General features: G+C 63.6%; 20 protein-coding genes and 1 tRNA gene. 9 read left to right on the top strand and 12 right to left on the bottom strand.

Annotation, left to right across the window (positions count from 1 at the left end):
* Nucleotides 1-19: 19 nt before the first annotated feature.
* From mce to ACS0VV_RS01175, 5 genes are all read right to left on the bottom strand, one after another.
* Complete coding sequence (gene mce / locus ACS0VV_RS01195) at nucleotides 20-469, bottom strand: methylmalonyl-CoA epimerase (protein WP_483530918.1); 450 nt, start codon at nucleotides 467-469, stop codon at nucleotides 20-22.
* Nucleotide 470: 1 nt separating this feature from the next.
* Nucleotides 471-887, bottom strand: coding sequence for a hypothetical protein (locus ACS0VV_RS01190; protein WP_483530917.1), 417 nt, complete (start codon nucleotides 885-887; stop codon nucleotides 471-473).
* 12 nt (nucleotides 888-899) lie between these two features.
* Nucleotides 900-2,432, bottom strand: a complete 1,533-nt coding sequence (locus ACS0VV_RS01185) for an acyl-CoA carboxylase subunit beta (RefSeq protein ID WP_483530916.1) — start codon at nucleotides 2,430-2,432, stop codon at nucleotides 900-902.
* A gap of 146 nt (nucleotides 2,433-2,578) precedes the next feature.
* Nucleotides 2,579-7,360, bottom strand: coding sequence for a lamin tail domain-containing protein (locus ACS0VV_RS01180; RefSeq protein WP_483530915.1), 4,782 nt, complete (start codon nucleotides 7,358-7,360; stop codon nucleotides 2,579-2,581).
* A gap of 161 nt (nucleotides 7,361-7,521) precedes the next feature.
* Nucleotides 7,522-7,597, bottom strand: a tRNA-Lys gene (locus ACS0VV_RS01175).
* 176 nt (nucleotides 7,598-7,773) lie between these two features.
* Here ACS0VV_RS01175 and ACS0VV_RS01170 point away from each other — a divergent pair.
* Entirely contained in the window at nucleotides 7,774-8,373 is a 600-nt protein-coding gene (locus tag ACS0VV_RS01170) for a hypothetical protein (protein WP_483530914.1), read from the top strand.
* Nucleotides 8,374-8,519: 146 nt separating this feature from the next.
* On the opposite strand, the gene folK is transcribed toward ACS0VV_RS01170, so the two are convergent.
* From folK to ACS0VV_RS01155, 3 genes are all read right to left on the bottom strand, one after another.
* The gene (gene folK, locus ACS0VV_RS01165) at nucleotides 8,520-9,005 is read right to left on the bottom strand and encodes a 2-amino-4-hydroxy-6-hydroxymethyldihydropteridine diphosphokinase (RefSeq protein ID WP_483530913.1); all 486 of its coding nucleotides are present in this window, start codon (nucleotides 9,003-9,005) and stop codon (nucleotides 8,520-8,522) included.
* 69 nt (nucleotides 9,006-9,074) lie between these two features.
* Nucleotides 9,075-9,938 carry an N-carbamoylputrescine amidase gene (gene aguB / locus ACS0VV_RS01160; RefSeq protein ID WP_483530912.1) on the bottom strand — a complete coding sequence of 288 codons (864 nt, stop codon included), beginning with the start codon at nucleotides 9,936-9,938 and terminating at the stop codon, nucleotides 9,075-9,077.
* 6 nt (nucleotides 9,939-9,944) lie between these two features.
* On the bottom strand, nucleotides 9,945-10,802 hold the full coding sequence (locus ACS0VV_RS01155) for a class I SAM-dependent methyltransferase (protein WP_483530911.1): 858 nt from the start codon (nucleotides 10,800-10,802) through the stop codon (nucleotides 9,945-9,947).
* A gap of 99 nt (nucleotides 10,803-10,901) precedes the next feature.
* Here ACS0VV_RS01155 and msrA point away from each other — a divergent pair, with 99 nt between their 5' ends.
* Both msrA and ACS0VV_RS01145 read left to right on the top strand, forming a co-directional pair.
* The gene (gene msrA / locus ACS0VV_RS01150) at nucleotides 10,902-11,429 is read left to right on the top strand and encodes a peptide-methionine (S)-S-oxide reductase MsrA (protein ID WP_483530910.1); all 528 of its coding nucleotides are present in this window, start codon (nucleotides 10,902-10,904) and stop codon (nucleotides 11,427-11,429) included.
* Nucleotides 11,430-11,435: 6 nt separating this feature from the next.
* On the top strand, nucleotides 11,436-11,858 hold the full coding sequence (locus ACS0VV_RS01145; protein WP_483530909.1) for a DUF4259 domain-containing protein: 423 nt from the start codon (nucleotides 11,436-11,438) through the stop codon (nucleotides 11,856-11,858).
* A gap of 49 nt (nucleotides 11,859-11,907) precedes the next feature.
* Here ACS0VV_RS01145 and ACS0VV_RS01140 read toward each other — a convergent pair whose 3' ends face one another.
* Nucleotides 11,908-13,122 (bottom strand): RsmB/NOP family class I SAM-dependent RNA methyltransferase, encoded by a 1,215-nt coding sequence (locus ACS0VV_RS01140; RefSeq protein WP_483530908.1) that lies wholly within the window; start codon nucleotides 13,120-13,122, stop codon nucleotides 11,908-11,910.
* Nucleotides 13,123-13,272: 150 nt separating this feature from the next.
* Between ACS0VV_RS01140 and ACS0VV_RS01135 the strand changes: the two genes are divergently transcribed.
* From ACS0VV_RS01135 to ACS0VV_RS01125, 3 genes are all read left to right on the top strand, one after another.
* Nucleotides 13,273-13,428 carry a DUF1674 domain-containing protein gene (locus tag ACS0VV_RS01135; RefSeq protein ID WP_483530907.1) on the top strand — a complete coding sequence of 52 codons (156 nt, stop codon included), beginning with the start codon at nucleotides 13,273-13,275 and terminating at the stop codon, nucleotides 13,426-13,428.
* Nucleotides 13,429-13,576: 148 nt separating this feature from the next.
* Nucleotides 13,577-13,861, top strand: a complete 285-nt coding sequence (locus ACS0VV_RS01130; protein WP_483530906.1) for a BrnT family toxin — start codon at nucleotides 13,577-13,579, stop codon at nucleotides 13,859-13,861.
* Nucleotides 13,842-14,069 (top strand): BrnA antitoxin family protein, encoded by a 228-nt coding sequence (locus ACS0VV_RS01125; protein ID WP_483530905.1) that lies wholly within the window; start codon nucleotides 13,842-13,844, stop codon nucleotides 14,067-14,069. Before ACS0VV_RS01130 ends, ACS0VV_RS01125 begins: the two co-directional genes overlap by 20 nt.
* Here the strand turns inward: ACS0VV_RS01125 and hemH are convergent.
* Genes hemH through ACS0VV_RS01110 form a run of 3 tightly spaced genes read right to left on the bottom strand, consistent with a single transcriptional unit; the run spans nucleotide 14,066 to nucleotide 18,332 of the window.
* Complete coding sequence (gene hemH, locus ACS0VV_RS01120) at nucleotides 14,066-15,100, bottom strand: ferrochelatase (RefSeq protein WP_483530904.1); 1,035 nt, start codon at nucleotides 15,098-15,100, stop codon at nucleotides 14,066-14,068. The genes ACS0VV_RS01125 and hemH overlap by 4 nt on opposite strands.
* Nucleotides 15,097-17,370: a molybdopterin cofactor-binding domain-containing protein gene (locus ACS0VV_RS01115; RefSeq protein WP_483530903.1), complete on the bottom strand. Its 2,274-nt coding sequence runs from the start codon at nucleotides 17,368-17,370 to the stop codon at nucleotides 15,097-15,099. The genes hemH and ACS0VV_RS01115 overlap by 4 nt, the downstream gene beginning before the upstream one ends.
* The gene (locus ACS0VV_RS01110; RefSeq protein WP_483530902.1) at nucleotides 17,367-18,332 is read right to left on the bottom strand and encodes an Mrp/NBP35 family ATP-binding protein; all 966 of its coding nucleotides are present in this window, start codon (nucleotides 18,330-18,332) and stop codon (nucleotides 17,367-17,369) included. The genes ACS0VV_RS01115 and ACS0VV_RS01110 overlap by 4 nt, the downstream gene beginning before the upstream one ends.
* A 94-nt stretch (nucleotides 18,333-18,426) precedes the next feature.
* On the opposite strand from ACS0VV_RS01110, the gene hflK reads away from it, so the two are divergent.
* From hflK to ACS0VV_RS01095, 3 genes are all read left to right on the top strand, one after another.
* A complete protein-coding gene (gene hflK / locus ACS0VV_RS01105; RefSeq protein WP_483530901.1) occupies nucleotides 18,427-19,596 on the top strand; it encodes a protease modulator HflK in 1,170 nt (389 codons plus the stop codon).
* Nucleotide 19,597: 1 nt separating this feature from the next.
* Nucleotides 19,598-20,458: a protease modulator HflC gene (hflC, locus tag ACS0VV_RS01100; protein WP_483530900.1), complete on the top strand. Its 861-nt coding sequence runs from the start codon at nucleotides 19,598-19,600 to the stop codon at nucleotides 20,456-20,458.
* 150 nt (nucleotides 20,459-20,608) lie between these two features.
* Complete coding sequence (locus tag ACS0VV_RS01095) at nucleotides 20,609-22,141, top strand: trypsin-like peptidase domain-containing protein (RefSeq protein ID WP_483533476.1); 1,533 nt, start codon at nucleotides 20,609-20,611, stop codon at nucleotides 22,139-22,141.
* Nucleotides 22,142-22,198 lie beyond the last annotated feature (57 nt).

The following is a 22,198-nucleotide window of genomic DNA, read 5'->3' as shown; positions in this document are numbered from 1 at the left end:
CAGGACGAGCAGGCGGGGATCAGTTCGACCAATGCGCGCCGTCCTTGGGCGTCTCCATAATCTCGGTCAGTTGGCCCATCATGTCCTTGGGGTGGAGGAAGAAGATCGGCGTGCCGTGCGCGCCCAGCCGCGTGGGGCCGAGAATACGCTTGCCCATGGCCTCGAACTCGGTGCGCGCCTCGGCGATATCGGGCACCTCGAAACAGACATGATGCTGCGCGCCCAGCGGGTTCTTGGCGAGGAAGCCCGCGAGGGTGGAGTTTTCCCCCAGCGGCTCGATCAGCTCGATCTGCGTGCCATGCGTGCCGTTCTCACCCGGCGTGTCGACGAAGCAGACCTTCACGCCCTGCTCGGGCAGGTCAAACGGCGTGTGGATATGCGTCGCGCCCATGACGTCACGGTAGAACGCGATCGAGTCCGCGATGGAGGGCGTGGCGACCCCGATGTGGTTTAGACGGCCAAGTTTCATGTCACATCATGCCCTTCGAGCGGGCAAATCGCTCCAGTATCATGCGGAGATAATCTTCGATGTTTCCGTCGGCATCCCCGGAAGTTGCCTTGATTTCGGCCTCATAGTCGCGCGACGGAGCGAACTCCTCTTCGCCCGCGTAAACCGCTTCATAATGCGATTTGTCGTTCGCGAGATAATCGGTGACTAGGCGAGCAAGGTCATCGGCACCGACGTACCTGAGGCAAGTGATAGTGTCTTCGGCGACCTGAGGATCTTCTTCGTAGCACCACTCATAGATGCCAGTATCTCCGACCAAACTTCCGAAGTTTTGAACCAGCAACAGGCTGAATTCGTCGATGGACAGGACGTCCTTTTCTGGGCCGGGGTTGGCCATCAGTTTGGCATCAATCTGATCCATTACATCGTCTAAGTTCATTGCCTTTCGCCTTCATAACGGAATATTATCATGCTTCTTCCACGGGTTCTCCAGCACCTTCCCGCGCAGCTTGCGCAGCCCAAGCGCAATCCGCTTCCGCGTCGAATGCGGGTAAATCACCTCGTCGACATAGCCCCTTGAAGCCGCCACGAAGGGGTTCGCAAACCGCTCTTCATATTCCGCCGTTTTCGCCGCAATCTTGTCGGGGTCGTCGCGGTCCTGGCGGAAGATGATTTCCACCGCGCCCTTCGCGCCCATCACCGCGATCTCGGCCGTAGGCCAGGCGTAGTTCAAATCGCCGCGCAGGTGCTTCGACGCCATCACGTCATAGGCGCCGCCATAGGCCTTGCGGGTGATGACGGTGATCTTGGGCACGGTCGCCTCGGCATAGGCGAAGAGCAGTTTCGCGCCGTGCTTGATGATGCCGTTATGCTCCTGCGCCGTGCCGGGGAGGAAGCCGGGGACGTCCACCAGCGTCACGATCGGGATGCTGAAGGCGTCGCAGAAACGCACGAAACGCGCGGCCTTGCGGCTGGCATTGATGTCGAGCACGCCCGCCAGCACCATCGGCTGGTTGGCGACAAAGCCCACCGGACGCCCCTCGATCCGCCCGAAACCGGTGATGATGTTCGCGCCGTGCTTGGGCTGGATTTCGAAAAAGGTGCCCTCGTCCACCACCTTCGCGATCACCTCGTGCATATCGTAGGGCATATTGGCGTTGGCGGGGATCAGCGTGTCGAGGCTGTCTTCCAGCCTGTCCCACGGATCGCTGGTGGGCAGTTCGGGCAGTTCGGACTGGTTGGAGGCGGGGAGGAAACCCATCAGCTCGCGCGCGGCGAGCAGCGCCTCGATATCGTTTTCGAGCGCGAGATCGGCGACGCTGGTCTTGGTGGTGTGCACCACCGCGCCGCCCAGTTCCTCCTGCGTCACCTCTTCATTGGTGACGGTTTTCACCACTTCGGGGCCGGTGACGAACATATAGGAGCTGTCCTTCACCATGAAGATGAAGTCGGTCATGGCAGGCGAGTACACCGCGCCGCCTGCGCAGGGGCCCATGATCAGCGAAAGCTGCGGCACCACGCCCGATGCGAGCACGTTGCGCTGGAACACTTCGGCATAGCCGCCAAGGCTGGCGACGCCTTCCTGAATCCGCGCACCGCCAGAATCGTTAAGGCCGATCACCGGCGCGCCGACTTTCATCGCCATATCCATCACCTTGCAGATCTTCTCCGCATGGCGTTTCGAAAGCGAGCCGCCGAAGACAGTGAAATCCTGGCTGAACACGAAGACCAGCCGCCCGTTGATCGTGCCGCTGCCGGTCACAACGCCATCGCCCGGGATCTTCTGGCCATCCATGCCGAAATCGGTGCAGTCATGCTCGACATAGGTGTCGAGTTCCTCGAACGAGCCTTCGTCGAGCAGCACATCGAGCCGCTCGCGCGCGGTCAGCTTGCCCTTGGCGTGCTGCGCATCGATGCGCTTCTGCCCGCCACCCATGCGGGCGGCCTCCCGGCGGCGTTCCATTTCGGCGATATTGGCGGACATTCGTGCAGCTCTCCTCTTCGGCGGAGGCCGTGGCACAGGATGCGCCCGTTGGTCAATTCACACCATGGTCGCGTCGGCCCGAAAGCAAAGGGGGAGAGCCCGCCGCAGCGCGCCCTCCCCCCGATGCCTGCCGCTGGCGCGGTGTGTCAGGCGAAGTGCTGGCCACCCAGCGGATCGAACGGATCGACCGGCACGATCGCCATATCGGCATAGGGCGATGCGCTTTCTTCGTAACTGCTGGTCGCAACCGCCGGATAAGTGATTGCCGCTTCGACCACCGTGGCCTGCACGCCAAGCACTCTGGCCACAAGCACGCCGTCGGCCTCGATCAGCGTGTCCGCGCCGTCCTGCACCACGGTGATCGTGCGGCCTTCCGCGCCCTCGATCAGAATGGTGTCGTAGAAGGGGAACAGCTGCCCGAAATCGGTGATGGTGTCGGCATCGGCTGCCGTCCCATCGGCATGGAGGACGAAAGTATCGATCCCCACCCCGCCAGTCAGGATGTCCATCCCGGTGCCGCCATCGAGCCAGTCGGCAGCGTTGCCGCCGTCAAGTATGTCGTTGCCCGCATCGCCGAACAGCCGGTCGGCATTGTTCTCGCCGAACAGGCGGTCATCACCCTCGCCGCCCGAAAGCACATCGTCCTGATTGCCGCCATAGAGGGCATCATTGCCGATCCCGCCAACCAGCCGGTCTTCACCCTTATCGCCATAGAGCGTGTCGTCGCCTTCTTCGCCGCCCAGCGTGTCAGCCTCATTGTTGCCGTAGAGGATGTCGTCGCCTGTGCCGCCCACAATAATATCACGCCCGGGGCCGCCGCGCAGGATATCATTGCCGCCCTGGCCATCGATCAGGTCACGGCTGAGACCGCCGAAGATGATGTCATCGCCGTCATTGCCGTTGAGTGTGTTGCGGAACTTGTCACCCAGAATGGTCTGCGTGCCGACATTCAGGCGGACGAGCACCGGATCGTGGTCCGACGCGCGCGCGCCCGGCCCGGCGACGAAATTGGTGTGCACGATATCGATGACCGCGCCATCTGCCAGACCGCTGGTAACAAGGATGTGGTCGAGCTGCTGCGCGTTCCCCTCGAACAGCAGGGTATAGCGTTCCTCGGGCGCGAGCAGGTAGGTGAGGTTGGTCAGCACGACCTCGCTGCCCGCGCTGGTTGCACCCCCGGCGAAATCAAGCTCGCCCGTCAGCACTTCCATCGGGTCTTCGAAATGGAATTCGTTGAAGTCCCCTGCCACCAGCACATTGGCATCCGCATCGGCGGCCAGCAGCGCGTCGATATAGGCGTTGACCGCTGCCGCCTGCGCCGCGCGGGTCAGCTCGCCGGCATTTGCTGGTGGCTGGTTGGCGCTGAAGGTGGTTTCGGAACCGATCTTCGACGTCCAGTGGTTACCGATGACGGAGATCTCCTCCCCATTGAAGGTGAACACCCCGCCCAGTGGCGCACGCGAGCCCTGGAACGCGGCATCAAGCTCTCCGCTCACCGGATCGGTGATGGTGAAGGCGCTTGTCGGATCGAAATCCACCCGGTCGTCACGATAGAGGAACGCCACGCGGATATTGCCACCCGGCTGGCCGCCCGTCTCGCCATCGATCACGAAGGGATTGTCGAACCACGAATAGCGCACACCGCTTTCGGCGAAGATTGCATCGGACAGCGCTTGCAAGGTGAGGGCAGCGGAAACCGTGCCGTCATTCACCGAACCGCTATCGTCCTGCACTTCCTCGAGCACGATGATATCGGGATTGTTAAGGTGCGATGCGATGTCGAAGGCGATTGCCGCAAACTGGCCATTGGCCACGTCGGCATCGCCATCGGCATCGTTCACATCGAGATTGAGGACGTTATAGGTCGCCAAGGTCAGCTGGTTGGCCGCGCCCGCCAGCGATGTGGTTTCGGCTGTGCCGGTGCCTGCGGCGACCACCGTTACGGCAGCGGTCGGCTGCACCTGGTAATTGCCAAAGGCATAAGTGAGAATGCCGGTCACATCACCCAGCAGCGTGCCCGGGGTGACATCGGGCACAACCTGCAACACGCCGTTCAGCTCGCCCGCGACATCGATCTGGATGCGTTCGGGATTGAAATCCGAACCCGCGCCCTGATCGAACGCGCCCAGACCGCCCGCGCCGCCATCGATGACGACAAAGCCGCCGGCCGAAACATTGCTCGCTTCCAGATTACCTGCGCCATCGCTGGCCACAGTCCAAAGCTCGCCAAAGCCGTTGGTGCTGTCCACTGCCACCGGGTTTTCAATGGTGACCAGCATCCCTTCCAGGCTTTCCCAGAAGTCGATGCCGTCACTCGCCGGATCGAACAGGCCGAAGAGGTCATCATCGATCGTTTCGGTTGGCGGGGTGAGGCCGTTGGGGCCGATCACCACCGCAGCGGGCAGCGGGTTCTCGATGCTGGTCAGAGCCAGCGTCGGATTGGTGATCTGGGTAACGGTGAGGTTGGAGGTATCCCCGCCGCCGAGGAATTCCTCGACCAGTCCGGTCACCGTCACCCCGTCGCCCGGAATGAACGCGACAGCAGAACCAGTAAAGACGAAGATCGCGTCCGACGTGGCGCTGTCCCCATCGCCGGAGTCCTGCAGATAAAAGCCGTTGCTGGCGACGGCGGTGACAATGCCGGTCGTGGTCACGATATTGCCGACATAGGGCGAGGCGTGCCCTGCGCCCTGGATCTCGCCGATCTGCAAGGTCAGCGGATCGTCATTTGTAATCTGGCCACGCGCGGCTCCGTCGCCGATGGTTGCACCACCGGTGGGATTGGCAAGGGCGAGCGTGAAGAACTCGCTCGGCTCGGGCGTTGTATCGCCTGCCACTTGCAGGGTGATCGTCTGGAAGGTTTCGCCATCGGCAAAGCTCACCGTGCCGCTGGTCGCTCCGGAAAGATCGGCGGCATCGGCATCGGTAAAGGCGCTACCGAACTGGACCGCAAAGTCCGCCGTTACCGCACCGGTGGCACCGCCCACGCGGAAGACGTTGAAAGTGATGGTGGTGGTGCCGCTATCGCCTTCAACAACGCTCGCATCCGAGACGAACAGCGCGCCTGCCGGATTGGCCGGGGTGAAATCCTGCCCGGTGTTCACCGCACCGAAATTGTCGTCGCGCGGAGAGGTCCAGGTGAAGTCATTGTAGATATTGCCGCTGCCGGTGAGCTGCACCGAGAAGCCGAGCGGGGTCGCGCCGTCTTCGACAACGCCGATATCCTCGCTGGTCAGCCCCGCCGCAGGGCCGGACGTCGCCGTCAGCGTGCCCTCGTAGGAGAGGAATTGCACCACATTGCCCAGAGGATCGACCAGCGCGAGGCCGTCGGGCGAACCGTTCTGGATGCCGCTCTGGGTAAAGCCGAGCGTGCCGAAGCCGTCATCCAGATCGGGAATGACCCCGCTCAGGTTCAGCGTCGCATAGGCGGCGCCGTCCCCGCCATTGTAGAACACCAGCCGCCACCCGGTAAGGTCGGTGCCCGCAGGCCCGGCAATTTCGACCGCCTCGCCCGCATCGGCTCCGGCATTGTCGTAATGGATTTCGTTGATGAAAACGGTCGCCGGGCCTTGCGGCGCGAAATCGTCATTGGTGATCGTGCCCGTCGCGCTGCCGCCGGTCGCGCTGATGGTCGCGCCGCCGCCGGGGTTGGAAAGCGTGGCGGAGAAGGTCTCGTTCGGCTCGATATCGGTGTCACCGTTGATGGTGACGGTGAAGGTCTTGCTCGTCTCACCGTCGGCAAAGCTCAACTGGCCCGAGGGCAGTAGCACGCCGACATCGGCGGCATCCGCAGTGCCATCCAGCAACACCTCGAAATCCACGGTGACCGCGCCATCGCTGCCGCCGGTGCGGGTGACGGTGAAAGTCAGATCGGTGGTGCCGCTATCGCCTTCGACAACGCTCGCATCGGCAATGCTGAAAGTGCCGGGATTCACCACCACCGGTGGGCCGAACGTCTGCCCGGCATTGAGCGAACCGGCGCTGGCGGTTAGCGGCCCTGTCCAGCTGAAGTCCGCTGCATCCTCGCCGGTGCCGGTGCGCTGGAGCGATTGGCCAATCGGCGTCGTGCCGGTCTCGGCCACACCGATATCGGTGCTGGTGACGCCCACGGCAGGCCCGTTGGTAGCGGTAAAGCTGCCTTCGTAAGAGATGAACTCGACAACATTGCCGTCCGGATCGATCAGTGCCAGCCCGTCGGGCGAACCGTTCTGCATATTGGCAAAGGTAAAGCTCAACGCGCCGAAGCCGTCGCCTTCGTCATCGATCGTGCCGGAGAGGTTGACGGTGCCATAGCTTTCGCCGTTACCGCCATTGTAGAACACCACCGAATAGCCGGTCAGATCGAGCCCCGCCGTGCCCGCGATCTCGAAAAACTCGCCAATATCGGCGCCGTCATTGTCGTAATGCAATTCGTTGATGAAGATGACCGGTTCGGGCGGGGTCGGCGCTTCCAGCACCTGGCCGGTGTTCGCCGAACCGCTGGTCGCGGTGGCCGGTGCGGCCCAGGTGAAGTCGCCATAGGTGGAGCCGGTGCCGGTCAGTTGGAGCGACTGGCCGACCGGTGTGGTGCCGGTTTCCGAAACACCGATATCGGTGCTGGTGAGGCCGATCGCGGGTCCGTTGGTGGCGGTGAAACTGCCTTCGTAGGAAAGGAATTGCACAACATTGCCCATCGCATCGACCAGCGCGATCCCGTCGGGCGAGCCGTTCTGGATGCCCGCCGTGGCAATCGCGATGAGCATCGCCGAACCGGTGATGGGGAAGGTCGCGTAGGATTCGCCGTTATTGCCGTTGTAAAGGACAATCGTCCAACCGGTAAGATCCTGTTCCTCGGTATTGGCGATCTCGATAAACTCGCCGACATCCGCGCCGTCATTATCGTAGTGGATTTCGTTGATGAAAACGGTCGAAGTGGTGCCGGCTACCATGCTGCTATTCCTTGAAGCTGAGCCGGTGCCGCTCCCGCGGTCCGGACGAATCGGTTTCGGCGAGCACTATGCTCCGGCCGCGACAGCTTTATGACTAACGAAGTACAAACGCGTAAATTCGCGCAGCGCCGTTAATCGTGGAAATCATGGTGGAAAACGGGTGGTGAGCCCTGCTGGGTTCGAACCAGCGACCTACTGATTAAAAGTCAGTTGCTCTACCGACTGAGCTAAGGGCCCCCACGGGCAGGACGGCTTGCGTCCGGAGGCGCCCACCTAGTGGCGCGGGCGGAGCGGGTCAAGCGGTAGGTCACCGTGCCATCGCAGAAGCTCTTGATCGACTGGTTTGTGAACGTTATCGACAACGTGAGGCAGGAACGGGTCAAAGACTCGCAAGTAACGGGAGAGGGATCGCTATGAAGTTTTTCGTTATTGCCGGAGCCGCAGCATCGCTCGCACTGGCCGGAACCGCATCGGCGCAGGAAACCATCGAGCCGCGCAACACGCCCGGCCTGCCCGCCGAACTGGTGCCAATCGACGACATTCTGACCGGCGGTCTGCTCAATGATCCGACCAGCCTTTCATGGGATGCCTATGGCGTGACCCGCGAACTGGTGCAGGATGACAGCATTCCCGGCGGCGGCGCGGCCAATCGCGTCTCCATCGGCCGCTCGGCCAATGTCTATGATGGCGGGCTCAACATCCCGCTGTTGGCGCCGGTGCGCGCGCAAGAACAGCTGACCATCGGCTTTTTCGCCCGCACCGTGTCGAGCGAGGCGGAAGACGGCAAGGGCCGTGTGCAGGTGCGGTTCCAGATCAACCAGCCACCCTATGCCGGGTTCGGCGAGGAAGTGGTGGTGATCGATACCGACTGGGGCTTTTACGAAGTCACCGCGCCCGCCGACCGCGCGATGCGCCGCGACGGCATTGTCGCGCTCCAGTTCGGGCTTGAAGCGCAGACGGTCGAGATCGGCCAGGCGATTGTGGTGAGCGGCACGCGCTCGGTGCTGGATTAAACCCGCCGGCAGCCTTTCGCACCAAAAAGCCCTTCCCCTTGGGGAAGGGTTGGGATGGGGGTACGGCGTCAAATTGGCGTGGAACCCCCACCCCCGGCCCCTCCCCAAGGGGAGGGGAGAATTGCTCAGGTGGATGGTGGTGCCTTCTAAACCCGCGCCGCCAATTGGCGCAGCGTCAGGCCCGTCAGAGGATCGCGCCATTGCGGAGCGATCTGCGCGGCGGGTTTGAGCACGAAGTCGCGGGTGCGGAAGCGCGGATGCGGGACGAGAAGATCGGGCTCGGCAACAATCCCTCCGCTCCACATCACGATGTCGAGATCGAGCACGCGCGCGCGCCATCGCTGGCCGCGCCGCACCCGGCCCAGCGCCGCCTCAGCCTCGTTCAGCACGGCGAGCAGGTTGAGCGGGTTCAGCCGCGTCTCGAGCAGCAATGCGGCATTGGCATAGCGCCGCTGCGACGGGCCTACCGGCGCGCTGTCGATGATGTTCGAGCGGGCGGTGACGGTGCCTGCGGTGCCGTCGAGCAATTCCATCGCGGTCGCCACCACCTCGCGCGGCGCGCCGAAGACGCGGTGCCGCTGGTTGCTGCCGAGCGCGATCAGATAGGTGTGGTCGTCGGGATAGCTTGGCATAGATAATTAGGCCCCTACCCCGACCCGATACCCGTCCCGGCGAAAGCCGGGGGCAGGCGGGAGGGGAGTCTAGATATCCTCGGCAATCCGCCCGTAAAGCTGCGGGCGGCGGTCGCGGAAGAAGCCCCAGCTGGCGCGGTGTTCGCGGGCGGCCTCCAGATCGAGCGTCGCGGTCAGTACGCCGGTTTCTTCGGCACCGTATTCTTCGATGTAATCACCCCATTCGTCGCAGATGAACGAGTGGCCGTAGAAGCGGGTTCCGTCCGCCTCGCCGCCTTCATGCCCGATGCGGTTCGCTGCGACGACGGGCATGCAGTTGCTCACCGCATGGCCGATCATCGCGCGGCGCCACATCCGGCTGGTGTCCATCTCGGCATCCTTCGGCTCGCTGCCGATGGCGGTGGGGTAGAACAGCACCTGCGCGCCCTTCAATGCCATCACACGCGCGCATTCGGGATACCACTGGTCCCAACAAATGCCGACACCGATGCGCGCACCAAAAACGTCCCACACCTTGAACCCGTCATTCCCGGGGCGGAAGTAGAATTTCTCTTCATATCCCGGCCCGTCGGGAATGTGGCTTTTGCGGTATGTGCCTATTACCTCGCCATCGGGGCCGATCATGGCGAGCGTGTTGTAATAATGGTGCCCGTCGCGCTCGAAAAAGCTGGTCGGGATGGCGACGCCTAGTCCCTTGGCCAGCGCGCGCATGGCGATGACCGAGGGGTGTTCCAGCACCGGGCGGGCGAGCGCGAAGAAGGCGTCCTTCTCCTCGCGGCAGAAATAGGGGCCGGAAAACAGCTCGGGCGGCAGGATCACCTGCGCGCCCTTGCCGGCCGCCTCTTCCACCAGCGCGGAAACGGCAGCGATGTTCTCGCCCTCATCCTCGCTGCCGAGGGCGAGTTGCAGTGCGGCGACGCTGAGCGTGGTCAAAGCGCGTTAGCCCCGTTTGCGGAAGAGCAGCGTCATGCGGTCGCTCTCGCCGATGGCTTCGTAGCGCGCGCGATCTTGATCGCCCAGCGTCAGCGTGGGCGGCAGGGTCCACACGCCCTCTTCCCAATTGGCGGGATCGGCGGGGTTGGCGTTGACTTCGCTGCTATCCACCAGCTCAAACCCATGCAATTCGAACAGGCGGATCACGTCCGACTGGCGCAGATAGCCGTTGGAGCCGTTGGCATAATCCCAGCTCGCATCCTCGGGCGCGCGGTGCTGCACCACGCCGACCATGCCATCGTCAGCCAGCAGCGAACGGATCGCGCGCAGCTCGGCATCGGAGGAATTGCTGTTCATCAGCCCGTGGATCGAACGGAAGATCAGCACGCGGTCCACGGTTCCGGCCACGTCTTCGGGAATGGCATTGCTTTCGAACGCGGTGATGTCCGCGCCGCCAGCCCAATCGGCAGCGGCAATCGAAGCGGTGAAACGCTGCGGCCAGGTGGAACCGTCTTCCGCAGGTGCCCGGCCAGCCTGGAATGCGAGGTAATGGCCCTGCGGTGCAACCCATGGCAGCAGCACGCGGGTGTACCAGCCGCCTCCCGGCCCATATTCGGCGACGCGCATGGTCGGCTCGATACGGAAGAAGGCGAGCGTTTCGGCAGGGTGGCGATACTGGTCGCGCGCGCGGTCAGCATCGCGGTGTGGCATGGCGAGGATATGCTCGAGCGGGTGCGCCTCTCCGCCATGATGCTCGCCGTGGTGCGCACCGTGATGTTCGCCGTGGCCGGAATGGTCTTGTGCCATTGCCGGTGCCGCAAAAGCCAGCGCGGCAGCGGCGGCGAGAAGGGGGGTGTTGCGCATGATAATCTCCCAAAGAATATGTGCCACGCGAAATGGCAGTCCATTTGCCCGATGACAAGCGGGTCTATCGTCCCCATCTTCGCGGCCAAGGAGATTGTGATGAGCGAAACAGTAATTGTCGCGGGTGGCTGCTTCTGGTGCACCGAGGCGGTGTTCAACGATGTGATCGGCGTCGAGAGCGTCGAAAGCGGCTATATCGGCGGCACCGTGCCCAACCCGACCTACAAGGCGGTGTGCACCGGCAGCACCGGCCATGCCGAGGGGGTGAAAGTCACCTTCGACCCGGCGCAGGTGAGCCTTCCCGAAATCTACGATATGTTCATGGGCACGCACGATCCCTCGCAATTGAACCGGCAGGGCAATGATGTCGGCACGCAATACCGCTCGGCCATTTTCCCGCTCTCGGACGAACAGCGCGCCGAGGCCGAGGCCGCGATTGCCCGCTGGAACGAAAGCCATGGCGGCGGCGCGGTGACGACCATCGAGACCGGCGAATGGTATCCCGCGGAGGACTACCACCAGGAATATTGGGAAGGCGAAGGGCAGCGCAATCCCTATTGCATGGCGGTAATTCCGCCCAAGCTGATGAAACTGCGCAAGAGCTTTGCGGGCAAGGTGAAGGTTTAAACTCGAATGGGAACGTTTGGCGGAGGCGTCTTCGAAAATGATGCTGCCAGAGACTGGCTGGGCTTCCTTGAACGGGGGCAAATGATTGCAGTTGCTGCCGCGCTCAACGGCATCCCGAACGCCATTGCGGAGCTTGGCCATATCCCGGCGGAAACAGAGCAGAAATTCTGGGCCATGTGCGAAGTGGTGGCACTCCTCGGAGAGTGGCGAAGGGGGGGCGAAGTTCCGCAGGAGATTGTCGCGACTCTGGAATTGGCAAAGGGCGCGCTTGGAATCCCCAACCTTGCCGAGCGGCTTGCCTTCGCATTTGAGCGCCTTGCCGATGCCGAAACCGAGCTGGACAGGTTATGGAAAGGCGATGAGGAGTGGGCGGCGATTCTTGACCAACGAGAACTGATCAAAGCGCGGGCGCTATCCGCCGCGGCGTAAAGATTTGCGAAACTGCTCGAGTTCGCTCGAGTTAACCTTGCTGTCCAGCTCAGCCCTTGAAGCGGGCGATGAAGAAGCCGTCCAATCCGCCCGCTTCGTTCAGCATTCCGGGATGGGTGCGCAGCCAGCCTTCCGCCGTTGGATGAAGGCCTGCGGGAAGCTCCTCTGCGGTGATCGGGAGCGGGTTTAGCGGGCACCCCGCCGCAATGTCCTCGCCTTCCTCGCGTTCCAACGAGCAGGTCGCGTAGACCAGCGTGCCGCCGGGCTTGAGCCAGTTGGCCGCGCGCTCCAGCAACTGGCTTTGCAGCAGCGCCATCGCGTCGATTTGCCGCTCGCCAATACGTTGGAGCACGTCGGGATTGCGGCGGCAGGTGCCCGTTGCGGTGCAGGGCGCATCGAGCAGGATCGCGTCGTATTGTTCGTCGGGATGCCAGCCCATCGCATCGGCCAGTTCGATTTTCGCGGAGAGGCCGGTGCGCTCCAGATTCTGTTGCAGCCGCTCCAACCGTCGCGGCGAATTGTCGAGCGACGTGACCTGCCAGCCCGCGCTCGCCAGTTGCAGCGTCTTGCCACCGGGCGCGGCGCACAGGTCGAGCACGTTTCGTCCCTCGCCCTGCCCCAGCAGTCGCGCGGGGATCGAAGCGGCGAGATCCTGCACCCACCACGCGCCCTCCTCGAAACCGGGCAGGTTCTCGATAGCGGTGCCACGCGGCAGGCGGATGTGGCCGGGGGCAAGGCTTTCGCCCTCCAGCCCGACGGGCACATCGCCGCGCAAGGTCAGATCGAGCGGCGGCGGAGCGGAGAGGCCTGCGGCGATACTCGTGGACTTTTCCCCCCACCGTTGCACCACCGCTTCGGGCAAACTCGGCGCATCGGGCAATGCCGCCTCACCGCGTGTCAGGGTCGCAAACACACCGTGGGCCAGCCGCTTGGGCCCGCCATCGAGCAGCGGCAAGGCCGTCGCCACCACCGCGTGCGGCGGGGTTTCCAGCCGCAGCCATTGCGCCAGCATCATGCGCAGCACCATGCGCGCTTTGGCATCATCGGGCAGCGGTTTCCTGGTCGCCGAATCGATCAGCGCGTCGAAATCGGTGAGCCAGCGAAGCACTTCACCCGCAATCGCGCGGGCCAGAGCGCGGTCGGAGAAGGACGGCAGGCCATTCGCCGCGCCGCCCGCCTGCTCCAGCGTCTCACCCCGCCGCAACACCGCATCGAGCATTTTGAGCGCCGCACGGCGCGGGAGGAGACCGGGGATTTGTGACATGGGGGATGGCTCTAGGACGATGCGCCGCCTCTATCAATTCGTCATTGCGAGCGACCGCAGGGCGCGCGGCAATCCAGTAACGACGGGACTGGATTGCTTCGTCGTTTCACTCCTCGCAATGACGGGAAAAGCGATTACATTGCCAAAACCATGAAACGCGCAACCAAACGCCCAACCGACTTCAAAAAGCCCGCCCACTGGTCGAGCGAACCGCCGCCCAAGCCGGAGGAAGGCAAGGTCGACGAAGAGCTCAGCCCCACCCGCTACGGCGACTGGGTGCACAAGGGCATTGCGATTGATTTTTAGTATATACGGTAATTGACTCGGTCCATTTTTCGTATATACGAGATTTATTGCCGAGATTAGTCGGTGATGCCCACGGCATAGGAGGCCGAAATGTTAGAACAAAATCACAGAGATCATCCTATGATGATCGGCATTCGGAGCACCTCCAATGGAGATCGAGTACGACGCGGATAAGCGCGACCAGGTTCTCACCGAGCGCGGCCTCGATATGGCCGATGCTGGCGAGGTTTTCGAAGGCTACCACCTCACCCGCTTCGACGCGAAACACAGTGAGGAAGAAGACAGATACCACTCCATCGGGATGCTCGCATCCGATGTCGTGATCGTCACATGGACGCCGAGAGACAACCTGCGCCGCATTATTACGATGTGGAAAGCCAATGACCGAGAAAGACAGAAATATTACGAAGCGCGTGAACGCGACACCGGATAAAAAGCCGGAGCTTGACGACGACTGGTTCGCCGAGGCGGATGCTTTTGTCGGCAAGAAGCTGGTTCGTCGTGGCCGTCCGAAATCGGACAATCCCAAGCAGCCGATTTCCATCCGGCTGGATGCCGATGTGCTAGACTGGTTCAGGAAGAAGGGCGAAGGCTGGCAGACGCGCATCAACGATGAATTGCGCAAGGTCGCAGGCCTCTAAACCCACCCCGCCAATTCGCGGCGCACAATTGTCTCGATCATATCCATGCTCGTTGCGCGGGAATTGAGGCACTCAATCGTCGCAAATTCCTCGCCGCCCGCTTCGAGAAACTCGTCGCGGCCTTCCATCGCGAGTTCTTCCAGCGTTTCGAGGCAATCGGCGGAGAAGCCCGGCGCGGCGATGGCGAGGCGCTTGGTGCCTTTGGCAGCCTCTGCCAATATCGTATCATCCGTCGCCGGTTCGAGCCATTTGGCGGGGCCAAAGCGGCTCTGGAAACTCACCACCATCCGGATATCGGGGCGGTTCAGCTCCGCTGTCAGCAGCCGCGCGGTTTTCTGGCAGTGGCAGTGATAGGGATCGCCCTGCGTCAGTGTGCGCAGCGGCATTCCGTGGAAGCTTAGCAGCAGCACTTCGGGCGTAAAGGCGAGCGCGTCCAGCTGCGCCGAAATGTCCTTCGCCAGCGCGGCAATATACACCGGATCATCGTGATAGGGCGGCATGGTTCGCATGGCGGGCTGCCAGCGTTGATCGCGCAGCCAGTCACCCACCTTGTCCACCACCGTGGCCGAGGTCGCGCCCGAATATTGCGGATACATCGGCGCCAGCAGAATGCGTTCGCACCCCGCCGCCTTCATCGCATCGAGCCGGTCGGGGATCGAAGGCGAGCCGTAACGCATCGCCCAATCGACATGGACGGCATCGCCCATGCGCTTCTGCAAATCTTCCGCCTGATCCTGCGTAATCACCGCCAGCGGCGATCCGCGGTCCGACCAGACCTTCTTATAGGCTTCCGCGCTTTTCGCAGGCCGCGTGTTGAGGATAACGCCGCGCAGAATCGGCTGCCAGATTAGCGAGGGGATTTCGATCACCCGCTTGTCCGACAGGAATTGCGCCAGATAACGCCGCACCGGCCCGGTCTCGGGCGCGTCGGGCGTGCCGAGATTGACGAGCAGCACGCCGACCTTGCCCGTCTTTACAGGCGGGTGGTCAGCGGGAAGCTGCTGCGGAAGGCCGGAGAAGGGTTGGGTCATGTAAAGGCAGACAGCAATGGCAGGCGGCGGAGACGAAGGCCAGTAGCACTAAAGAAGGCATTGGCAACCGCCGGAGCCACGGCAGGCACGCCGATTTCGCCGGGATCGAAAGGCGGGTCTTCGCTCTCGACCAGTTCGATGCGGATGTCCGGGCAATCGGCGAGCGTCGGCAGGCCCAGCGCGACGAGCCGCTGCAATGTGGGCAGACCCGCTGCATATTCGGTCGCCCCGCCCAGCGCCTGCGCCAGCCCGAATACCAGCCCGCCCTCGATCTGCTGCAAGGCGATATCGCGGTTGACGATCCGCCCGATATTGACCGCTGCGGAAAGCCGCCGCACGCGCACGCCGCCTTCGCCTGCGCTCGCCTCTGCCACAACGGCGATGCGACCGGTTGCGCCGAAAGCGTCCATCCGGTGGCAGGCGAGGCCCTGCCCGCTGCCCTCGCTCGCGCCGTCCCACGCGCCGAGCCGTCCGGCGCGTTGCAGCACATCGGCCATCAGCGCATCCTGCCCCAGCATGGCGATGCGGTAGCTCAGCGGTTCGCGGCTGTGGCGCAGCGCCACCTCGTCGATAAAGCATTCGCGGAAGAAGGCGGTGTAGCCGTCCGCGCCGCCACGCATCCTTGCGGTGGGCAGGTCGATCTCCACCGGGATATGCTGGATCTGCACATCGGGGATGGCATAGGCCTGCATCATCCCTTCGACCATCGAACGGTCGGGCTGGTCGCCCGCACCCGCCATCGCCGCCCAGTCGGCGGTGTTGTCGAACAGGCGGTGGCCGAATTCGCGCATGGTCGATGGCGAGGCAATGCGCGCACGCAGCTGGCTGATGGAGCCTTCCTCGCGCAATTCGGCTCCGATAAAGGCGGCGACCGGCGCGCGGGGATAGGAGGCGGCGTGTTCCTGCCAGCGCGACCAGGTGAGCTGCACCGGACGCCCCGCCTCGCGCGCGATCAAAGCGACTTCGATGGCCGCCTGATTGTCCAGCCGCCGGTCGAAACTGCCGCCTGCCGAGACGGGGTAGAGCACGGTGTTGGCGGTCGAAATGCCCAAAGCCTTCGCCGCCGCCGCACGCGCGGCTTCGGGGGTTTGCGTGGGCATCCACAATTCGAGGAAGCCGTCGGTAAAGCGCGCGGTGGCGCTGGTGGTTTCTATCGTGGCGTGGAGCGCGGGGGCGACGTCGTAACGCAAGGCGAAATCGGGCGCGTAGCCTTCATCGCCTGCGCCGCGCTGGTCGACATTGAAAGCCGGGCCGCTGCGCACCCCATTGTCGAGCGCTTCGGCGATTGTAAAGCTGTCGACCGCGCCTTCGATGCGGAAGCTGGGCGCGATCTTGCGCAGCGCCTCTTCCGCCGCCCACCAGTTTTCCGCCACTGCCGCGAGCCAGCGTTTGCCGCGCACCACGCTGATCAGGCCCTGCTGGCCCGCCGCGCGGTTCTCGTTGAATTCGCCCAGTTCGGCCTTGCGGAACGGCCCGTGGCGGATTGCCGCGAAGACCATGTCGGGCAGGCGCACATCGCCTGCGAAGATATGGCTGCCATCAACCTTGCTCGGCAGATCGAGGCGGGGGAAAGGCAAAACGCGCTCGTCATCTTCCGCGTCGACAACCGGCGCGCTTTCGGCAGGCGGTGCAGAGCGCAAGGGCGGCGGATCGGGCGGAGACTGGCGCGCGGCCTCCAGCGCCAGTTCGGCAAAGCTGGCGCGCTTGTCATCGTGATAGATAAAGCCCGCCTCGGCGCGGCATTGTTCCCACTCGACGTCCCATAGCTCGGCAGCGGCCATCGCCAGCATGGCACGCGCGGAAGCGCCGGCATTGCGGCACGCCTCTTCATAGGCGGCGAGCGTCGATCCGGCGGCGGTGACGGTGAAGCGGTTATCCTGCGCCCAGCGTTTGAGCATCCGGTCATCGGGCTCGTCCGCAAGGCTTTCCACCCACGGCTTCCACAGGGGCGCCCAAGCGGCAGCGAGCGGAAGATTGGCATAGGCCCCGCTGGCGGGCGCGGGCTCGACCGCGATTTGCCGCCAGTCCGCGCCCAGCTCCATCGCCACGATCTGCGGCAGGATGGTGGTCACCCCCTGCCCCATTTCCAGCTGCGGGACGGCCACGGTCACCACCCCGTCGCTGGCGATTTTGAGCCAGGCATCGAACGCCGCCTCGCCCGGCCCGGGTTCGAGCGGGTGATCGAAACTGCGCGGCACCAGCGACCATGCGACCAACAGTCCGCCGCCCAAAGCAGCGCCGGTCAGCAGGCCGCGGCGCGAGAGCTTCACCGTGCGCGCTCCAGCTGTTGAACCAATTGTGCAGCCAGTATGCGGAAGGGTTCGCCCGCTTTTTCGTCCGCAAATGCAGGCGGCGTGCCCGCATCGGACTGCTCGCGGATAGCCATGGCGAGCGGGATGCGGCCCAAAAACGGCACGCCGATCTCAGCCGCCGCCGCTTCCGCACCGCCTTGCCCGAAGGGATGGCTCGCCTCGCCGCAATGCGGGCAGAGATAGCCAGCCATATTCTCGACAATGCCGAGGATCGGAACATTCGCCTGATTAAACAGGTCGATAGCGCGGGCGGCGTCGATCAATGCCAGATCCTGCGGGGTGGAAACGATCACTGCACCCACCGGCTTGAACTTCTGCAGCATGGTCAGCTGGACATCGCCCGTGCCCGGCGGCAGATCGGCCAGCAGGACTTCGGTATCGCCCCAATCGGCCTCCATCAGCTGCGCAAGCGCGCTACCAACCATCGGCCCCCGCCACGCCAGCGCTTTGCCCGGATCAATGAGCTGCGCCATCGAAACCATGCGCACGCCGTATGCGCTGTCGTGCGGAATCAGCATCTTCTCGGTCGCGCGCAGCTTCACGCCCTCGCTGCCGAGCAACTTCCCCTGCGAGGGGCCGTAGATATCGGCATCGACCACGCCGACTTTTCTGCCCGTCGCCGCCAGCGCCACGGCGAGATTGGCGGTGAGCGTCGATTTGCCGACGCCGCCCTTGCCCGATCCCACGGCGATGATCTGCCGCTCTACCTTGTCCGCCATCATGGCGACCCGCACCTGCTCCACGCCTGCAACCGCGCCTGCCGCTTCCTCCAGCTCGCGCTGCAATTGCGCGGCGGCGGCTTTGCCGAGGCCGGTGGCATCGGCGATAATCGTGGCGGTACCGTCTTTGAAAGAGGCGCTGCGGACAAGGCCCGAAAGTTCGGGCGGAAGGCCTGACCTGATTGCGGTATCGGAGCTCATATCAACGCCTGCTAGCGGCTCTGCCACGCGCGGTCAGCAATTTTGCGCGATCAAACCCCTGTTTTTTGCGCGGCGGGTTCTTATAGAGAGACATATGGAACGTTTCGGCGGATTATTCGAAAAGATCGGTCTGGCAATGGCCGGCAAGCGCAACCCTTGGGGCAAGCCCTCTGGCAGTGGCGGTGGTGATGATGGCGGAGACGGGGGCGATGGCTCGTCTGGCGGCTCCGACAACGGGCCGCGCAATCCTTGGGTGCCCGGTGGCAGCGGCAGCGATGGCCCGCGTCGCTCGGCCAATATCGAAGACATTTTCAGGAACCGCGGCCCCGAAGGCCCGCGTCGCGGCGGCGGCGGTGGCCCGCGCGGCCCCAATTTCCGCCTGCCCGAACGGCCCGGCGGCAAAAGCTGGCTGCCGGTCATGCTTGTCGGCATCGTGCTTATATGGGTCGGCATCACCTCTGTGCATATCGTCCAGCCTTCGGAAAAGGGCATCAAGACGTGGTTCGGCGGTGCTTATGCAGGCGATCTGAACGATGGCCTCAACCTGACCGCGCCATGGCCGATCCAGACCGTCGATATCGAGAATACCGACCAGATCCGCGAATTGCCGATTGGGGACCAAGGGGGTGACAACCTCATCCTGACAGGGGACCAGAATCTCGTCGACCTCTCTTACTTGGTGCGCTGGCGCGTGAGCGATCTGGTGCAGTACCGCTTCGAGTTGGAAGATCCGCAGGACACGCTGCAAGAGGTGGCCGAAGCCGCCATGCGCGCTGCGATTGCCGAGACCACGCTGGACAATGTCCTGTCGGGTGAAGGACGCGCATCGGTACAGTTGCGGGTGCGCACGCGGATGCAGCAAATTCTCGACGCCTATGGCGCGGGGATCGCCATCGACGGGGTGGAAATCAACCGCACCGAGGCGCCCGAAGAAGTCATCGACGCCTTCAACGATGTGCTGGCCGCGCGTCAGAACCGCGAGCAGGCGCTGAACGAAGCGCGCCGTTATGAGCAACAATTGCTGGCGCAGGCGCAGGGTGACGCGGCGCAGTTCAACGAGATTTACGAACAATATGTGCTCGCGCCCGAAGTGACGCGGCGGCGCCTCTATTACGAAACCATGGAAAGCGTGCTGCGCGGCACCGACAAGGTGATTGTGGAAGCCGACGGGGTCACGCCCTATCTGCCGCTGCCCGAAGTCAATCGCCGCGCACGTGAAGGCAATACGCTCACCGTCACGCCGAACCCGCAGGGAGGACAGTAAAATGGACTCGTTTCTCCAGAACCATAAAAGCTCGGTCTTCGCGGTTATCGCGTTGATTGCGGTGGCGCTCAGCACGCTGGTGGTAGTGCCCGAAACGCAGCAGGGCGTGGTCATCCGCGCCGGGGAGCCGCACCGGGTCATCAACCGTTTTGATCCGACGCAGGAATTCGGCGGTACGGGTGCGGGAATCCAGTGGCGCATTCCGTTCCTTGAACGTGTGCAAATGGTCGACCGCCGGATTCTCAGCCTCGATATGGAAGGCGAAACCGTGTTGTCGAACGACCAGCAACGCCTCGAAGTCAACGCCTACGCGCGCTATCGCATTTTCGATCCGGTGCTGTTTGTCGAACGCGCACGCACCGAGGAGAATTTGACCGGCCAGCTTGAACCGATCCTGTCCTCTGCGTTGCGGCAGGAATTGGGTCGCAGACCGTTTGTCAGCTTGCTCACGCCGGAACGCGGGGAAGCGATGGAAAACATTCGCGACGCTCTGGATGCCGAAGCCCGCAGCTATGGTGCACAGATTATCGACGTGCGCATCAAGCGCGCCGACTTGCCCGAAGGCCGCCCGCTCAATGCTGCATTCCAGCGAATGGAATCGGACCGGCAGGAAGAGGCGGAAACGATCCGCGCGGGCGGTCGACGCGATGCGCAGATCATCCGGGCAGAGGCCGAGGCCGAAGCCGCGCGGATTTATGCCGAAGCTTACAATCAGGACCCGGGCTTTTACGATTTCTACCGCGCCATGCAGAGTTATCGCACAACCTTCGGCCCCGCCCGTGAAGGCGAGAATGTCGGCGAGAGCGCGGTTATTCTGAGCCCGGACAATGATTACCTCCGCCAGTTCCGCGGCGGACGATAAGCTTCTGCATGAACGCGCGCGATAGCGACTACATCTGTCGTTAAACGCGCGTTCAGCCGCTGTGCGCTGCACTGCCCTCGGGATAGAATGCGGTGCGCGCGCGTTGCGTGAAGACCGATTGAGACAAAGGACGATAAGGACGTGAAGCCAGTGAAATACTCCTACGGCATCACCAGCGCGCTGCTTTTGGGCGGCGCCACCATTTCGATGATCACCGGCCAGCCTGCGGGCGCGCAGGTGGCGCAGAACGATTCCGCGCCGATGAGCAATATCGTGCCGCGCGCGGGCGCCCCGGCGAGCTTTGCCGACCTGACCGCGCAATTGCAGCCGGCGGTGGTCAATATCTCCACCCGCCAGTCGATCACGGTGGAAGCGCAGGGCAACCCGTTCGAAGGCACGCCGTTCGGCCAGTTTTTCCAGCAGCAGCCGCGCCAGCAAGGCCCGCAAACGCGCGAGGCGCAATCGCTTGGCTCGGGCTTCCTCGTCTCGGCAGACGGCTATGTCGTCACCAACAACCACGTTGTCGCGCCCGATGCGCGCGCCACGCTGGAAGAGGTGACCGTCACTCTGCCCGATGGCCGCGAATACGAGGCGGAACTGGTGGGCACCGATCCCGACAGCGATCTGGCCGTACTCAAGATTACCCGCGGGGAGCCTTTTCCTTTCGTGCGCTTCGGCGATTCGAGCGAGGCGCGTGTCGGTGATTGGGTGATTGCCATCGGCAACCCCTTCGGCCTGGGCGGCACGGTGACGAGCGGCATCGTCTCGGCGGTGCTGCGCAATGTCGGATCGGGCGCGTATGACCGCTATTTGCAGACCGATGCGGCGATCAATCGCGGCAATTCGGGCGGCCCGCTGTTCGATATGCAGGGCAATGTGATCGGCATCAACAACGCCATTCTCTCGCCATCGGGCGGCAGTGTCGGCATCGGCCTTGCCATCCCCGCCGAAGTGGCTGCGCCCATCGTGCGCCAGCTGATCGCGGGCGAGACGATCGAACGCGGCTTCCTTGGCGTGCAGATCCAGCCGGTCAATGAAGACATCGCCGAAGCGCTCGGCATCGAGCGCAATCGTGGCGAACTGGTGCAGGGCGTGCAGCCGGGCGAAGCTGCCGACGACGCAGGCCTGCGCGCGGGCGACGTGGTTATCTCGGTCAATGGCGAGGATGTGACGCCGGACAACACCTTGTCCTTCATCGTTGCCAATATCGCGCCGGGCACGCGGGTGCCGCTGGTCTATATCCGCGATGGCGAGCGCCAGCGCGTGACCGTTACTGTCGGTCGCCGCCCCAGTGCGGAAGAGCTGGCGCGCCAGCAGATGTTCCAGAACGAGGAAGACCAGCCGAACGCAATGGCGCCGGAAGGCTCCTCCAGCCTGGTGCAGGACGCACTCGGCATTCAGGCCATCCCGATTGACGCGACGATTGCTCGCCAGCTGGGCGTATCCACCGATACACGCGGGCTGGCGATCACCGCTGTCGCGCCGGGCACCGATGCCGAGCGGCGCGGCCTTGCGCGCGGGGTGATGATCCTCTCGGCAAATGGCCGCGCGGTGCCGACGCTCGAAGCCTTGGAGCAAGTGATCGCAGAAGCGCGCGCCGCCGGTCGCGGGGCGATCCTGCTGCGCGTGCAGGCCCGCCGTGGCCAGCCACAATCGGTTCCGGTGCGCCTCAACAACGAATAGTTGCGCGAAACGCTGACAAAAAGGCCCGGCTCCGCACGTGCAGAGCCGGGCCTTTTT

The organism is Aurantiacibacter sp. KMU-128, from assembly GCF_056933515.1.
This window is presented reverse-complemented; position numbering and strand designations above follow the sequence as displayed.